The sequence below is a fragment of the Paenibacillus sp. PK4536 genome (genome assembly GCF_028594455.2).
Lineage (GTDB): Bacteria > Bacillota > Bacilli > Paenibacillales > Paenibacillaceae > Saccharibacillus > Saccharibacillus nuruki.
The window spans coordinates 3,703,855-3,720,483 of record NZ_CP126313.1; the positions used below are offsets into that span (position 1 = coordinate 3,703,855).

13 protein-coding genes and 1 pseudogene are annotated in these 16,629 nt (G+C 39.3%); 8 read left to right on the top strand and 6 right to left on the bottom strand.

From position 1 onward, the window contains the following. Positions 1-978: 978 nt before the first annotated feature. The 6 genes from PO903_RS16415 to PO903_RS16440 all read left to right on the top strand — a co-directional run bounded on the left by PO903_RS16415 (position 979) and on the right by PO903_RS16440 (position 7,904). Positions 979-1,869: an alpha/beta hydrolase gene (locus PO903_RS16415; protein ID WP_273593984.1), complete on the top strand. Its 891-nt coding sequence runs from the start codon at positions 979-981 to the stop codon at positions 1,867-1,869. Between the two features lie 70 nt (positions 1,870-1,939). Next, the gene (locus PO903_RS16420) at positions 1,940-3,448 is read left to right on the top strand and encodes a phytoene desaturase family protein (RefSeq protein WP_273593985.1); all 1,509 of its coding nucleotides are present in this window, start codon (positions 1,940-1,942) and stop codon (positions 3,446-3,448) included. Further along, a complete protein-coding gene (locus PO903_RS16425) occupies positions 3,435-4,832 on the top strand; it encodes an aldehyde dehydrogenase family protein (RefSeq protein ID WP_273593986.1) in 1,398 nt (465 codons plus the stop codon). The genes PO903_RS16420 and PO903_RS16425 overlap by 14 nt, the downstream gene beginning before the upstream one ends. A 50-nt stretch (positions 4,833-4,882) precedes the next feature. After that, complete coding sequence (locus tag PO903_RS16430) at positions 4,883-6,412, top strand: phytoene desaturase family protein (RefSeq protein WP_273593987.1); 1,530 nt, start codon at positions 4,883-4,885, stop codon at positions 6,410-6,412. Positions 6,413-6,439: 27 nt separating this feature from the next. Continuing rightward, on the top strand, positions 6,440-7,537 hold the full coding sequence (locus tag PO903_RS16435) for a glycosyltransferase (RefSeq protein WP_273593988.1): 1,098 nt from the start codon (positions 6,440-6,442) through the stop codon (positions 7,535-7,537). 88 nt (positions 7,538-7,625) lie between these two features. Continuing rightward, on the top strand, positions 7,626-7,904 hold the full coding sequence (locus PO903_RS16440) for a hypothetical protein (RefSeq protein ID WP_273593989.1): 279 nt from the start codon (positions 7,626-7,628) through the stop codon (positions 7,902-7,904). Between the two features lie 460 nt (positions 7,905-8,364). Here PO903_RS16440 and PO903_RS16445 read toward each other — a convergent pair whose 3' ends face one another. Together PO903_RS16445 and PO903_RS16450 are read right to left on the bottom strand one after the other, a co-directional pair. Beyond that, complete coding sequence (locus tag PO903_RS16445; RefSeq protein ID WP_273593990.1) at positions 8,365-9,090, bottom strand: hypothetical protein; 726 nt, start codon at positions 9,088-9,090, stop codon at positions 8,365-8,367. A 4-nt stretch (positions 9,091-9,094) separates the two neighbouring features. Continuing rightward, positions 9,095-9,904, bottom strand: a complete 810-nt coding sequence (locus tag PO903_RS16450; RefSeq protein WP_273593991.1) for a hypothetical protein — start codon at positions 9,902-9,904, stop codon at positions 9,095-9,097. 400 nt (positions 9,905-10,304) lie between these two features. Here PO903_RS16450 and PO903_RS16455 point away from each other — a divergent pair, with 400 nt between their 5' ends. Continuing rightward, positions 10,305-10,589 (top strand): hypothetical protein, encoded by a 285-nt coding sequence (locus PO903_RS16455; RefSeq protein WP_273593992.1) that lies wholly within the window; start codon positions 10,305-10,307, stop codon positions 10,587-10,589. Positions 10,590-10,796: 207 nt separating this feature from the next. Here the strand turns inward: PO903_RS16455 and ilvD are convergent, their stop codons facing one another. Together ilvD and PO903_RS16465 are read right to left on the bottom strand one after the other, a co-directional pair. Next, on the bottom strand, positions 10,797-12,488 hold the full coding sequence (gene ilvD, locus PO903_RS16460) for a dihydroxy-acid dehydratase (RefSeq protein WP_069328873.1): 1,692 nt from the start codon (positions 12,486-12,488) through the stop codon (positions 10,797-10,799). 17 nt (positions 12,489-12,505) lie between these two features. Next, a complete protein-coding gene (locus PO903_RS16465) occupies positions 12,506-13,171 on the bottom strand; it encodes a GntR family transcriptional regulator (RefSeq protein WP_273593993.1) in 666 nt (221 codons plus the stop codon). A gap of 108 nt (positions 13,172-13,279) precedes the next feature. On the opposite strand from PO903_RS16465, the pseudogene PO903_RS16470 reads away from it, so the two are divergent. Then, positions 13,280-13,597: pseudogene (locus PO903_RS16470) on the top strand (GNAT family N-acetyltransferase); the annotation flags it as partial. A gap of 254 nt (positions 13,598-13,851) precedes the next feature. On the opposite strand, the gene PO903_RS16475 reads toward PO903_RS16470, so the two are convergent. Further along, a complete protein-coding gene (locus PO903_RS16475; RefSeq protein WP_273594667.1) occupies positions 13,852-15,099 on the bottom strand; it encodes a macrolide family glycosyltransferase in 1,248 nt (415 codons plus the stop codon). Positions 15,100-15,119: 20 nt separating this feature from the next. After that, positions 15,120-16,436, bottom strand: coding sequence for an MFS transporter (locus PO903_RS16480; RefSeq protein ID WP_273593994.1), 1,317 nt, complete (start codon positions 16,434-16,436; stop codon positions 15,120-15,122). Positions 16,437-16,629: the final 193 nt, after the last annotated feature.

Below are 16,629 nucleotides of genomic sequence, written 5' to 3' on the forward strand. Positions count from 1 at the left end.
TATGCAGTCATGACAACTGAAAGATACACATCGTATATTGCGAAATACTCCCGTATGGACATGATGTATATGCCAGATGTACTTGATGCTATCAGTGACTTCATGGGAGCGGATTCATACTGGTTGATGCATCGGCAGATGCAAGAGAATAGGGATTTCATGCCCACTATGACTTAAAGGCGATGATGAAGGATATGCTGTCCAATTGGAAATTATTGAGGATCAAAGCTAGTATACATGTAGTAGCAAAAGCTGTTGCAAGAGGTTGGGCGTTACGTGAATTTTTTATTACAGATTATTTTGTGAATTATTATAATGAACCTTATGATTACTATAAGCATGATTAACATTGAACAGATGTCAATGAATATTCAGAATATATATGATATATTAATACGAAATAAAAACTTTGTAGAGTGATTATAAAATACACGATACAGAGTTTTTTTATTTAAGAGTTATTCAAAAGTATTAGAACAAATAGAATATTGTTGTGCAAGCTTTGAGATGATGTGAGTCCAAAAGAATAACATTGTAAACTAACTGCATATAAAAAGTATAGATAAATTGCTAATGGGAAAATATATAAGTGAGATACAATAGTAAACAAAAGTTTAGATATTCTTAAATTACTAAAACATAATCACAAAACTCGTATTTCTTTTAGTCATGATAAAATCATTTTTAGCCTTATTATATAACAACATTGTAGAAAAGAGCCATGATTAAGCCGGGCGACTATTATGTACATAGGAATCGTAGAATACGTAAACGAATGGCACTGTAACTCTAGATATGCGCAATATAATATAAGATATTCTTCACAAAGATGTCACGTCAAACGCTGATTAATCAGTATTTGACGCTTTTTTTTAAAAGTTAGTACATTCTAAAGGAAAAAAGGGTAATAGTATTAGAGAACCAATGTTAGAAACGATTCATTTCCAGTTTAAATGGTAAAAAAGCGAGGTTATCCTAATGTTCACCCGTATAGCTGCAAGGTTACTTCGTCTTCTCCCCAATCAGGCGAAAAAGACGCCCATGCTCCCCTTCGAGCGAGTGAAGGAAAAAAAAGAGATGAAAGTAGAGACATCTGTAAAACTCACGGATATTTCCTTCTACTATCCCTCGGAATCCAAACTGAAAAAACTCCCGTTGTATATTAATTTTCACGGGGGAGCGTTCATCATGCACGAAAAGGAGATGGACGATCCGTACTGTCGTTATCTGGCCAACCGGACAGCATGCATCATTGCGAATGTGGAGTACGCAAAAGCGCCGGAGTACCCTTTTCCCAACGCACTCGAACAAGTCTATGAAGTATTTCGATGGATCCAGAGCAGAGCCGACGATTTGAACATTGACACGGAAAAAATGATGGTCGGCGGACAAAGTTCAGGAGCCAATCTGGCCGCTGCGCTCTGTCTCTATTTGGAGGAAAAAAAGGAAAAGCAACCGTTGCTTCAAGTGTTGTCATGCCCGATGCTGGATTTTGCGACTCCGCATGCCAACAAGCCGGAAACGGACAAATGGCGGGCACGATATCCCCAGGCCGCTCACTTTTTGAACATGTGCTACGTCCCGGAAAAAGGTCAAGCCGAACATCCTCTCGCTTCTCCGGTTCGCGCTGTCGTAAGCGACCATTTGGCACCTGCCCTTATTCTCATCGCAGAACATGATGCTTTCAGGCCAGAAGCGGAATGTTATGCAGAGAAATTAAAGGAAGCTGGGGTACATATTGAGGAAAAAGTATTCAAAGACTGCAAGCACGCTTTTACCCAACTGGGTCCAAAAGAAAAAGCGGAGGAAGCCTGGGAAATGATTGCACGTAAAATCAGAGAAACGGCGAATGAGCGGTATGCAGAATAAAGTAAGACATGTGCCAGCTTGGCGCAACAATGAACACCATTCTTGATTGATGGAAGGAGAAACAAGACAAGTGAAAACGACAAACAAAAACGTAGTGGTTATCGGAGGCGGACTTGGAGGACTGTCAGCTGCAATTTCTCTGGCACAGGCAGGATATGAGGTATCTTTATATGAAAAGAACAATCACATCGGAGGGAAGTTGAACCGACTGGACCAGGACGGTTTCGGTTTTGATTTGGGCCCGTCTATTCTGACAATGCCTCAAGTGTTTGAGAATTTGTTTGCTGCGAGTGGCAAATCAATGAAGGACTATGTGCAGATCGAAAAGCTGAATCATCAATGGCGTTCCTTTTTTCCTGATGGAAACATCATCGACTTATATGAAAATCTACAGGACATGAAGGAGAAGAACGACTCCCTGAGTGAAAAAGATATACGCGAGTATCAGGATCTGCTTGAATATTCCAAAAGGATCTACAATATGACGGACAAAACCTATTTTAAGCATGGTGTAGATAACATAAGTGAAATTATGAAGCATACGAGTCTGTTTGGTGCGTTAAAAAATTTCGATTTGTTTTCTACTGTTCATGGAGCAATCGACAAGCGGATCAGCAATAAACAATTGCGCGATATGCTGTCTTACTTCATCAAATATGTAGGTTCTTCGCCTTACGACGCCCCGGCCGTTTTGAATATGATGATTTACATGCAGCATGATCAGGGATTATGGTATGTACCCGGTGGATTGAATAAACTAGGAAACGGTTTGGTGAAGCTGGCTGAAGAAGTGGGAGTTCATTTCCATCTCGGGACACCCATCGTCAAACTCGAAAAAAACAATAACGAAATCACGGGAGCTTTTTTGGAAGACGGAACAAAGCTGACTGCGGATTATTACGTTTCCAATATGGAGGTCATCCCGGTTTACGAACGGTTACTGGACGAAGACAGCCGCTTTGTAGACAAATTAAAGAAAAAATTCGAACCGGCTAGTTCTGGTCTTGTTTTGCATTTAGGCGTGAAAAAAAGCTACCCTCAGCTTCACCATCATAATTTCTTTTTTGCGGAAAATATGAAGCAGCAAATGCAATCCATTTTCCATGAACATACCCTGCCCGAGGACCCGGTTATTTATTTGGTTAATGTTAATAAAACCGATCCGTCGCAGGCTCCTGAAGGACATGAAAATATCAAAGTATTGCCCCATATTCCTTACATACGGGATCAGAAACCATTCACTCAGCAGGACTATGAGCAATTTGCCGAGCGAGTTCTGATCAAATTGGAAAAAATGGGCTTACACGATCTGCGAGCCAATATCGTGACCAGAGATATGTGGACACCAGAAGATATCAGAAAGATGTATGGCTCTGACCGCGGTGCTATTTACGGAACGGTATCAAATCGTAAAAAAAATAAAGGATTCAAGCATGCCAAACAAAGCGAACGCTATACCAATCTATATTTTGTAGGCGGAACGGTAAACCCGGGCGGTGGAATGCCGATGGTTACGTTAAGCGGCCAGCTAGTCAGCAAAAAAATTGTGCAGAGGGATGTTTCACATGCCGGACAATGAAAATCATTTTCTGAAGACCTTGCCTGAAAAGCAGCGTGAAGAATTACTGCGCCAAGGCAGCCCTTCAAACGAGATGCGTAAAAAACAGCTTTTAAAGCTGAAAAATATTCTTGTGGAACGCGAAAAAGAATTAACGGATGCGCTTTATTCCGATTTGGGTAAGCCGGCATTTGAATCTTTTTCATCGGAGATTGCCGTTCTGTTGAATGAAATCGATTACGTTTGCAAGCATATCAATAAATGGAATCGTACCCGAGGTTCCCGGTACTTGAAATTAGGCTATATCGAATCACTCCGAAAAAAGAGACATCCGTACGGAAGCGTACTGGTTATCGGTTCATGGAATTATCCGGTCCAGCTTACCCTAATGCCTGTGATCGGAGCTATCGCGGGAGGGAACTCTTGTATTATCAAGCCGTCCGAATATGCGCCAGCAGTAGCCGAGCTGCTAAAAGAAATCATCAATCAGGTATTTCCGCTTGAACAACTGCACGTGGTAACAGGAGATTCGCAAACCGCCAGCCTGCTGACTACAGCACCGTTTGATCTGATTTTTTTCACAGGCAGCGGGCAAACTGGTAAGCGGGTGGCGGATCAGGCAGCCAAGCAGCTCACGCCAGTAATTTTGGAACTCGGCGGGAAAAACCCGTGTATTCTTGATGAAACGGGTTTTTCGGCAGCCGCTGTTAAGGACATTGTATGGGGAAAATTCATCAATGCCGGCCAAACTTGTATTGCGCCGGATACCCTTTTTGTTCAGCGCTCCGTTTACGAAAAAACGCTGGCTGAAATTTCTACGGTGCTTTCTGATTTCTATGGAGAGCAGCCTCAGACAAGCAAAGATTATGGGCGAATCTGTACCGAAGCCCATTTTCAAAAAGTGATAAATTTTATCGAACAGGGCACAGTTCAGTATGGAGGTGCGTATGATCAAGCCGACCGGTTTATCGCTCCAACCGTGTTGACGGATATTGAGCCGGGAAGTTCCATTCTGGAAGAAGAAATTTTCGGTCCGGTTCTTCCGGTTATTCCCTATACCGATTTGAATTCGTTATTATCCGGTGGCAGTCTTCAGCGCGATGCTCTTACTGGATACATATTCAGCACTGACAAACATCAGATTGGGCGATTTAACGAATATATGCGTTCCTCGACGATCAGCGTTAATCAAGTCATTCATCATGCGGCGAGTCCCCATATTGCGTTTGGCGGAGTTGGCCAAAGCGGATACGGCGCTTACCATGGCAAAGCTGGATTTTTGGCTTTTAGCTATGAAAAAACGAGCGTTCGAACGTACCATTATCTACGCTTTCCGGGCAAATTCCCGCCTTATTCGGAACGAAACATGAAAGCTTTGAAGAAGTTGAGAAAGAGGATTCTGTAAACAATCGGTATCGGAACAAAGAAAATAGGATGTGGAAATGAGGATTTTGTATGAGTAAAAAGGTAATTGTCATCGGAAGCGGGGTGGCGGGTCTTGCCTCTGCCATCAGGCTTCAGGCTGCTGGCTACCAAGTAGAAATTTACGAAAAAGGTTTGACACCCGGTGGTAAAATGAACCGGATCGAACTGGACGGAGGATACAAATTCGATTTAGGACCTAGCATCGTGATGATGCCAGAAATCTATCGGGAACTATTCGAAGTGTGCGGCCGCAACCCGGACGATTATATTCCTATGGAAAAACTAGATCCGATTTATCGGGCTTATTTTAGTGACATTCCTGATGAGCCTTTTGACATTTCCTCCGACATGACCAAGCTGACCAAAACGATCGAAGCGATCAGTGAAGAAGATACAGCAGGCTTTTTTCGGTATCTGCATGAAATTTATCAAAAATTCATCATCGCTAAAAATTATATTCTTCCCAGACCTTTCCGTAAAAGGAGTGACTTTTATAACCTCCCAATGCTGAAAAAGGCAATAAAATTAAAACCTTACGATACCGCAGATAAATTTGTCGGTCGGTATATCAAGAACAAAAGGCTGAGACAGATGATCAGCTTTCAAACGTTATATATCGGCATTTCACCTCTAACTAGCCCTTCTTTTTATACAATGATTCCGATGCTTCAATTTTTATATGGAGTATGGTTTATTAAGGGGGGGATGTATACGATGGCTTTATCGATGGAAAGGCTCTTCAAAGAGCTTGGAGGAATCATTCATTACGGCCAAGATGTACAGCAGATATCTATTCAAAATCAAAAAGCGGAAGGGATTGTCGTGGACAGACAAAACATTTCTTCGGACTATGTTGTTTGCAACGCAGACTTTCCTTATGCAATCAAACATCTGGTACAAGACAAGTCTGCCAAAGGACAGTATACCGACGAGAAAGTCGACAGCATGAAATATTCTTGCTCCTGTTTTTTGCTGTACCTCGGTATGAACCGCAAGTATGAAGAAACTGACCATGTGCATAATTTTATTTTCAATGAGGATATGGACCAGAATCTCAATGATATCTTTGATGGAAAAAAACTGACGAATGCTTCTTTTTACGTGTATATTGCGTCAAAAGCAGATCCTTCCATGGCTCCTGAAGGAACAGATGGATTGTATATTCTGATGCCTGTATCAAATGCAGCCGAATCCAATTATGAGTGGGACGAGGAGACGGTTGCTTATTATCGCAGTTACATCTTAAATGAATTGAAAAAGATTCGTGGTTTTGAAAATGTGGATAATGAGATTGTGACCGAAACGCATATCACACCGCTGGATTTTAGTTCCAAGTTCAATGCGTATAATGGTGCTTCGTTTGGTTTGCAGCCTATTTTAAAACAAAGCAACCACTACCGTCCGCAAAGCAAAGCGAGCGATTGCGAAAATTTGTACTTTACTGGAAGCAGTACACATCCCGGCGCTGGCGTTCCAATCGTACTTCTGTCTGCCAAAATTGCCGCCCAAGAATTGATCCAAGATGATACAGGCAAGCTGTTTGATTATTCGGTGAAATAAAGAAAGGGGGCGAATGTTATAACGACTTTGGACATTATCAAACTAGCGATTGGATTCGGAACAGTGATAGTCGGCTTCCTTGTGTTCTGGTCGCTGCCTGTACCTCTTTCCTCCTCCAGGGGTGCAACCAATCTACCATTTCTATCTATTATTATTCCTGCTAGAAATGAAGAAAGCAGGATCGTGCCTTTACTGCGGTCCCTACAGGAGCAACGGTTTACCTCATTCGAAATTCTGGTTGTGGATGACGATTCATCGGACAAGACCGCTGCTGTAGCGGAAAGCTTCGGTGCAAAGGTGTTGCAGAACGAAGGAGCGGGGAAATCCTCAGCCTGCTGGTACGGCACCGAACAAGCTAAAGGAAGCTGGTTATTATTTTTGGACGCGGATACCAAATTCGAAAGCCCAGAGGGGCTAAACAAGCTGCTTCAGTTTTATCAGGAAAAGGGAGCCAGAGGTATTACAGCGCTACAACCTTTTCATACGGTAGAGCGCTTGTATGAACATCTTTCTGTTATTTTTAACATTATCGTTGTAACCGGAATGAATCTGTTTACCATTTGGGGTTCGCGTTTTAAAACGGCCGGTTCGTTCGGTCCGTGTATTTTATGCAATCGCGATGATTATTTTTTGTCTGGAGGGCATAAGAAAATCGAAGGAGCCATCATGGATGATCTGGCACTAGGAGAGGCGTTTCTTGAACAAAATCTTCCTGTACGCTGCCTAGGGGGGAAAGATATTATATCTCTGCGCATGTATCCCGAAGGCATTGGCAGTCTGATCGAGGGCTGGTGTAAAAGTTTTGCCGTCGGTTCCAAATCGACGCATCCGGTGGTCATGTTCATGGTCATCTTATGGATATCCGGCAGTTTCATTGCTGCATCCGCTCTAGTTTCTTCCCTAATAGGATGGAATCCTGCTGCGATCCTGTTGAGCGGGATATTGTATGTCCTGTATGCCATTCAGACAGGATGGTTTGCCGGCAGAGTCGGAGACTTCAAAAAAGCGATTTTTATTGTTTACCCGATATGGTTTGCGTTTTTTATAGGCATCTATTTATATTCCTTTATCAGGGTGAATGTTTTCCGTTCCGTGAGTTGGAAAGGTCGCAAAATCAAAGTCTGAAGACTGCGTGATGTAAGCTAATTATTAAATCAATTTTTTGGGAGACCTCTTGTACATTTTTTGAACTTACAAGAGGTCTTTTTATATAATGAACATAACAATTGAATATCAAGCTTCACCAAAGTCTAACAAGCATTACCCAAATCATACAAATTTTGATTATTACAGATTAGCCTCAAAAGATGGCGTCTTTGTAGCTGTGAAGTTCAATTCATCGAGTGATAACTATGTTGGATTGGATGTGGAGCAGGATGGAATAATGATAATGTCCATTGAAAGGTACAAAATTGAGCGTGGAGAGCGTAATATCTTTTTAGATAATTCACAAAAATTTCTAGTAGCTTTACATAGAAAAAATGATCAGTAATTTGCTAGAATTACTAGATGGATTAAATTAAAGAATAAATAAGTATTCTAATATAATAACTTTAGTAACCAATACAATTAAATAAACCTTATGTAGTAATCATAAAAGTAAATTGCATAGGGTTTATTTAATTTAGATATTGAAAGTATCAAATAGCGGCAATAAGAAAATTAAGATTAGCAATTATTAAATAATAAAAAGCTAGCAGGATATACAATATATGAGTAATAACTATAGATATAAAATAGTATAAAACATAAGTATCCTCAAATATCTTACACATAATCACAAAACTCGTATTTTGTACATATGTATATATAGAGCGACTTAGTCTCTTTCTGTATCTAAAAAAACGCTATTAGCTCTTCGGAATAAAAAGTTGAGTTTTATCATTTTCATATGGATTCTCAGTAATTTCTAAGTGTTCTAACCTGTTGCTCTTTTGTTTCCTCCTCAAGATCTAATTATTATCTATTTTAATGTTATATTTTTTAAGCAATGTTTTTTCCTTATGCACAGAAAATAATGTTGGATTTTTAATTTTTTTTAATTGTTTCTCAAAATCATCTTTGTTTTCATATTTAGATAAATCATAGAACTCAACTGTTAATAATAAACTTTTGATGTTTCTTTTTTTAATATCACTTACTAAGTTATCAATTGTAGACTTATATTTTGATTCCTCTCCTTTATTTATAATATATAAAATATAGAGTGAAACCTCAGAAAGTTCTGGGTGAAGAACTTGAGCTTTTATAAAATCTTCATTAATCCCTTTATATTTTTCTGTCTGAAAACGTTGATTTATTATAAAAGAATAACCTGTTTGTTTAATATTTCTATCTAGAATTGGTTTTAATATCGTACTTGATTGCCAGTACCACTTTTCTGCTATATAGTCATCTTGATATACAAAAGGTTTCTCAATACTTCTGACAACATTAAAATTAATATCAGGGTCTTCTGCACGAGCTGCGACTAAATAGTATTTCTGCATAAGAGGTTCTTTTCTAATATCAGTTACGACAAATTTTTCTTGATATTTATTGAAAAGATATTGCTGAGTTTCTTTAGTGACGTTAGCCTCTTGATATTCTCTTATAAACGGATAAGCCGTTCTATATGCTATAAAAATAAGTACAAGTAAACCAATAATAATAAACCACTTTTTTTTCTTTGATGACAATATACTAACCTCCAAGTATTTGATTAAGATTATAGTTTTGATTTATATCAAATTGAGCTTGCTTAATAATCCCGAATGAATACTCAGACAAAAATGGATACACTCCAGACTTTTTAATGAGAGATTTAACTTCCTTCGTACTTTTAAAATGTTGAGCATCTATTAAATACAACTCTAATGAAATATTTTTTATTTCGCTTTTTTTCAATTGAATAATTAACTGATTAACTTCTGAAATATATTCTTTTTCTTTCCCCTTGTTTAATGTGTAAACAAGTACAATATTTATTTCCGCAATATTAGGTTGCATCTTTTGGAATGTTTTGAATGGTAAGGTCGTATTATCGTAAAGACTATAATCAGTTAGATTAGGTAATTCTATTTCTCCATAAGATTTGCTAGGCAAATATTTATTTAAAAGAGGATCAATATCTGTACCTACTTCTTTTTTCCATTTAATTTTCATGTAATTATCTATATATTTGTAATGAAGATTTGCATTCTTAATAGGTGTTCCTATAACAGTAAAAATTTCAGATTTGTTAGAAGACGGAGCGACGCTACCAATATAATCAGTCTCTAAAAATGCACTATCTAAATCTACAACTTCAAAAGACTCATTGTATTTCTCAGAAAGATATCCTAGCATTTCTTTTTTTGCTATGAAATCATGCTTGGTGAATTCTGTAAACACACCCCTTACAATAATAGAAGGGTAACCTACAAAAATAATATTCAAAATGATATATAGCCCTATAGTAAATGCAATGAAAATGAGCGCTTTTCTTTTTATCATTTCTTTTTTAGATTTCAATTAAATCTCTCCTTATATAATGAATAGCTAACTATAATGAATCATCGAAGATCCATTGTGTTAGTAGATTCTTATAATCACCATATATAGTGTAAACTTTCAGCTTAGTGTACTTCAATAGACTAGAAGAAAATGATCTCACACTTGTTCCTAAAGGAATTGTATTATCTGAAGATTTTGCTCCTAGATAGCATTAGACGTAAGTTGTTTGCTTATAATCCATACTACACTTGAGGGCTGTATTTGGAAACGCTTGATCTCTCATGTTAATAGCTTCTTTCTAGAGAGGAACACTAATTTCTTCACCTCCCTTCCCTGCTATTCATTACTAAACGTTTATGAATATAATAAATATAAGTAGATGTAACGGAAGAATAGTACGTTAAAAGGAGATTTATATATGATAAGAAACGACAGAGATACAATTGTAGAGGGTATCAAACATTTATGCGATGGAATTGGGCCATTCCAAAAAATGGATTCCTATGAGGATTTTCTTAAAATGCAAACGGATATCTATGATACTTTTGGAGACGATTCGTTCGATATTTTAATTGATATTTTATTACATCCTTCTGAGTTAGGACGCATTGATTCGAATGATTTTGACTATGAATTACAAGAAGCTCTTATAGCGATTGGGCTTAGAAACCCTCGCTATACATCGTTGCTTTCCTTACTTTAGATAGAATGACTTATGCACGATTTCATCATATTCTCCGAATTTTTCACACTCGACTTCAATGACAAAAAATTGTTACTGGCATCATCTTTCGCTATCTCGTACAAGAAGATAAGGATTCTCAAGTAATCATCCTACTAGTAGCACTGAAAGAATCGGAAATAAACAAAAGCAGCCGATCATGATAATCGGCTGCTTTTGTTTTATATTCTATTCCATCAAATCAGTTACTGCCCCTTTAGAAGCAGAAGAAACTAATTTGGCATATTTGGCAAGTACACCGGATTTTACTTTCAGCGGCGGTTGTATCCACGCTTGCGCTCGAGTGGCTAACTCCTCTTCTGATACCTCAACTTTCATCTCCTGGATATCACTATCGATCGTAATAATGTCCCCATTTTGCAGCAAACCGATTGGTCCGCCTACTTGTGCTTCAGGTGATACATGGCCGACTACAAATCCATGTGAACCACCCGAGAATCGACCATCTGTGATGAGGGCGACTTTCCCACCAAGTCCTTTTCCTACGATGAGTGCTGTAACGGAAAGCATCTCAGGCATACCAGGTCCACCCTTCGGACCACAATAGCGTATAACCACGACGTCTCCTTCTTTAATTTCATCATTCATAATTGCTACTGTCGCTTCATCTTCGCTGTCGTAAACCTTGGTCGGACCGGAGAACTTCTGAATCTTCATGCCTGACATTTTGGCAACAGCACCTTCAGGAGCAAGGTTTCCTCGAAGTACAACCAGTGGTCCATTGGGCTTGAGTGGATTATTAAGCGGTCGTATAATCTCTTGATCATTCTGAAGTGGAGCAGATTCCGCTAAATTCTCTGCTAACGTTTTACCTGTTACTGTCAGGCAATCTCCATGAAGTAATCCTCCAGCAAGTAATAGCTTCATTACTCCTGCAACGCCGCCAATATCATTCAAATCCTGCATTACATATTGACCACTTGGCTTCAGATCCGCCAAATGAGGAACACGCAAGCGAATGCGCTCGAAATCATCCAAGGTTAGATCTACTTCTACCGAGTGTGCAATAGCTAGCAGATGGAGAAACGCATTGGTTGAACCCCCTAGAGCCATAACAACGGTGATCGCATTCTCAAATGCTTTCTTGGTCATAATGTCTCTTGGATAGATTTCCTGTTCAAGAAGTGAGATGACCTGTTTACCGGCTGCTTCACATTCCAAAGCTTTATCTGCTGAAATAGCTGATGTCGAAGAAGAACCAGGTAAACACATGCCCAGTGCTTCTGCCGCTGCTGCCATCGTATTAGCGGTATACATGCCGCCACAAGCCCCTGGACCCGGGCATACGCTACATTCAACTTTATGCAGCTGTTCTTCTGTTATTTTACCATCTTGATATTGACCTACTGCTTCAAAAGCCGAAACGATATCTACATCTTTACCATCGAGTTTACCGGGTTGAATAGTTCCTCCATATACATACACGGAAGGAATGTTCATCCGTCCAATAGCCATCAGACATGCAGGCGTATTCTTATCACAACCACCGATCGCAACCACGCCGTCAAAACGCTCAGCTCCGGTCACAATTTCAATCGAATCAGCAATAGCTTCCCGGCTTGGCAGTGAGAACAACATCCCGCCATGACCCATCGAGATCCCATCAGACACGGTAATCGTATTGAAAATCAATGGAGCACCGCCGTTATTACGTGCGCCTTGTTTCGCTTGTACTGCCAAATCATTAATATGCATATTACATGGTGTTACTTCACTCCACGTACTCGCTATACCGATCATTGGCTTTTTAAAATCCTCATCTTGAAAACCAACAGCACGTAGCATCGCTCTGTTCGGTACGCGGTTAGCTCCTTCACTGATTACCTTGCTTCGAATACGAAGATCTTTTTTATTTTCCATATTGTTTACTCCTCATTTCAAAATATATCGTACAGTTCCTGCATCGGACGAATAATATTTTGTTTCATTAGTATATGAGCATCGTCATTATTTTTACTTTCAAAAGCTTTAATGATCAACTCATGTTCTTCGACTGAAGCCAGTGTAGCTGTGATCGGTTGTTTTAAAAACACATATTTGAAACGTCTAATGTGAATTTGAAGAGATGTATTAAATGTAGCCACGTAAGAATTCTCTGAGAGCTCCACAATATAATTATGAAATTGCTCATCGACCTCCATTGCTTGATACACTTGTCCACTTTTAATAGAACTTGCAAATTCCGAATTGATGGATCTTAATTTCTCGATCTGTTCTGGAATAATAATTGGAGCGGCAATTTCAGCAGCTAAAGCTTGAAGAGCCGCCATCGTTGAATACATCTTAAAAATATCATTTTTCTCAATAGTCGTTACTTTTGTTTCTTTGCCTGGATGCATCGACACGAGACCTTGAACTTCAAGTAATTGAAATGCCTCACGAACCGGTGTCCGGCTAACTCCAAGCGATTCAGCCATTTCCGCATCAATCAGCTTTTCACCGGGTTGCAGGGTTCCATCAATAATCCAACGCTGAATCTGAGAAAATGCTCTCTCCTTTGCAGACATACGGACAGGTAAGGCAAAATCTTGAGGAATTGGCATGCGTTTTCATCCTTTTTACAATTGTTATTATATGCAATATATCGCATACAAGTATGAGAAGCAATTGTTATTTAATTTTTTTTAATTACAAAATGAATTTCTGAAAGGATGATAAGAAATGAAATCAAAAAAATAGACTCCATTGAGGGGCCCAACATCGCTTTTCAAATAAGAGAAGAAGTGTTTGTGAAAGAACAAAATGTACCCATTGAAGTTGAGTTTGATGATCATGATAGTTTAGATGGACAGTGTGAGCACATCTTGGTCTATTTTAATGAACTGCCTGCCGGAACAGGCAGAATTATTATTTAAGATGGTATAGGTAAATTAGATCGAATATGTATCCTAAAACCTTATCGCCAATATGGTCTCGGTAAATTAATCGTTACATCACTGGAAGAAATTGCAGAAAATAATATTCTAACTCTTAGCATTACATTGACCATCCTATCATAGCTTGGAAGCTCTCTATTTGACGTTCTTCTGGTCGGTTCCTCTCACATTCCTCAGTTAAGTAATATGCTAAATAAACATAATTATATAGCAATATAAAAGAGTTGTTCTTATGAAGAACAACTCTCAAAGTTCTAGCCATTCAACTCGATCAAAACCTACTGCTGTTTGAGTTTCGATTACTAATACATCTTACTTCGAATGAAAGTTCCTGATGCACGAACAACTTATTTATTAGTCAACTTCGTATTCGAGATCTTGCTATGAAATGAAGCCATATGACTCATAATCATTTCAGCGGCTCGCTTATAACCGCCAGCCTGACGTAAAGATTCACCGATGATGCAAGCCTGCTGTTTATAAGATGGATTGCTTAGAACTTCTAATAAGGTCTCTCTCATATCAGCTGCACTCAGCTTATGTTTATTTAAAGTAATACCTGCTCCCAATTCCTCTACTCGATTGGCTACAAGCGGCTGATCCGACGTTAGTGGAATCATGACTAACGGAACGTTGTAATAGAGCGCCTCACTCGCACTATTCATTCCGGCATGAGTGATAAAAACATCCGTATGCTGTAGCATATCCAACTGTGCAATGTACGGCATGACGATAAAATTAGAAGGAATTTGATCAGCCAATGGCTCCATATCTGTGTGTCTTCCTGAAGACAGCACCACATTTACTGGTATATCCCCAAAGGCTTCAAAGCAAAGCTGATAAAACTCCAAGTTTTTATTTAAAATAGTCCCCATAGCAATATACACCGTTTGCGGGTAACGTTCGCGAAGGAGCTCAAACGAGAACGTCTGAACATCTTGACGAGGTATGATCGAAGGCCCCGTGAAAATAAAGCGATTATCCATTTTTTCTGCATATGGCTGAAAATAACGACTTGTATACACAAGTTTTAACTCCCCTGCATGTGCTGGAATCTCCTCTATAGAAGGAACGCTTACTTGAAATTCTTGCGCTAATGCATGCGTTATCTTCATTGTAGCCTCATACAGTTCCTTCGTATCTGTGTCCAGTTCTTTCACGCCTTCTTCGGCTCCCAATGGATTGATAAAAGCAAAGGAAGCAATCGAACACACCGCAGGTATTCCTAGTTTTTCGGCAAGAATAGTTCCTCCCCAGCCCATCAGTGAATCAAAAATCAGATAATCGAACTTTTGATTTTCGATCACTCGAAGTACTTCGGGTATAATCCTCTGAATGATACCCGCTACCATCATATAAGTGAACTGATAAGGATGCTTGTACTCCTGTGGTTTTAACACTGGATCATGCGAAAAGGCATCTTGTGGGAATGGGTATGTAATCAACAGAGCTCCAGTCTGTTCAATTCGGGAACGATACTCCTCTATACACACATAGACAACTTGCTCACCATTATCAACCAATTGAGTAACCAATCCTAACGACGGATTCACATGACCTTCAGCCGGAGTAATGACAACTAATACACGTGCTATGGTGTCCAACTCCCATCACTCTAATTTTTTTCTATTATTCGTAAAGATGCTAAAAAACTCAATAAGACCCAAAGTAATTGGAGGACTAGCACTATCATTACGCCTGTCGATATGCCCCAATGTAACGTTTCTGACAAAGCGATTAGAGCACCTCCAACTCCGATGCTTACTCCTATATAGAAGGAATCTACGAATTGCAGATTTGCAGACATTTCTCCTTCTTTTCTAGGGGCCGCATGCTGTAAAGCAATGACCGCAGTTGTAGGATTAGCCAGTCCAACACCGAATCCGGTAATCATTTGCGAAAGCAGAATAAGTATAATTCCACCATCTGACAACATAAGGGCTAAGATCACAATTACAGTTCCTGCGATCATAATCCCGATACCTCCCATCACTCTACCTTTGCGACCACGACCTTGATCTCGTACATCAAGCTTGGCTTGCAACCATGCGGCGGCGGACCAACTCAAAGAACCTGCTGCTACAATAAGACCAGCAAGATCTGCTGATAGTCCCTTTACTTCGGTTAATGCCAAGATCACAAAACTCTCTGTTGTAAAATAACAAGCTACATACAACCCTCTAGAAACCAATGTAGCAGGCAATCCTTTTTTCACTGTAAAAGTACCTTTAGGAAGAAGTTTTCGCATTTGTGGGATCATGATGAATAATCCACCTAAAGTAAGCACTATTCCTATCCAATCCGTGATCATACCAAGTCCTGTAAGTAATAGCCCTGTTCCAATAGCAAGTAGGATCGCATAAAGAGTCTTCGAATCAGATTTTTGGACTGAGTCTGTCAGTATTTGCCGAAGCTGTAGATCACGGAAAGAGCGGAATGTGAGACTCAATGCTAAGCCAATCAAGGGCAAAACTATCCAGAAAACAAATCGCCATGACATATATGAGGCAATAAGACCTGCCAGATAAGGCCCAATTAAAGAAGGCAAGACAAATGCCATAGAAAATGCCGCTAAAATTTGAGTACGAAGAGAATCCGAATAATGCAGTGTTACACAGGTATATACACAGGTAATCAGAGCTCCTGCCCCAAAACCTTGAAAGGCTCTTCCTGCAATAAGCATGTGCATATCAAAAGAAACAGCCGAAACTACAGTCCCTAGTACAAAAATGCTAAATGATACAAGCATAGATGTAAAAACGCCACGCTTATCAACCTGCTGCCCCATAACCAGAGTCCCAACAAGCTGAGATAACAAAAATGCACTGAAAATCCAACCGTATAAATGAATACCTTGTAAGCTTTGTGCCATTTTCGCTGCAATTGTCGTAATAGCCAGTCCCTCGAAAGCTACCGTTGTTAGAACTAGCATAATACCAATCGTCAATGCCCTATGTTGCTTATCAAAAATGCCAATCGGATTGTTATTGATTTCCTACACCTCCATAACAGATAATTTGGTAAAGTGAACAAATGATTTTTAAATAGCAAAAAATGGATATGTATACATTGTACCTAGATACTTAGTAAACATTTTTCTTTACAAAGTCTAAACTACATCTCAG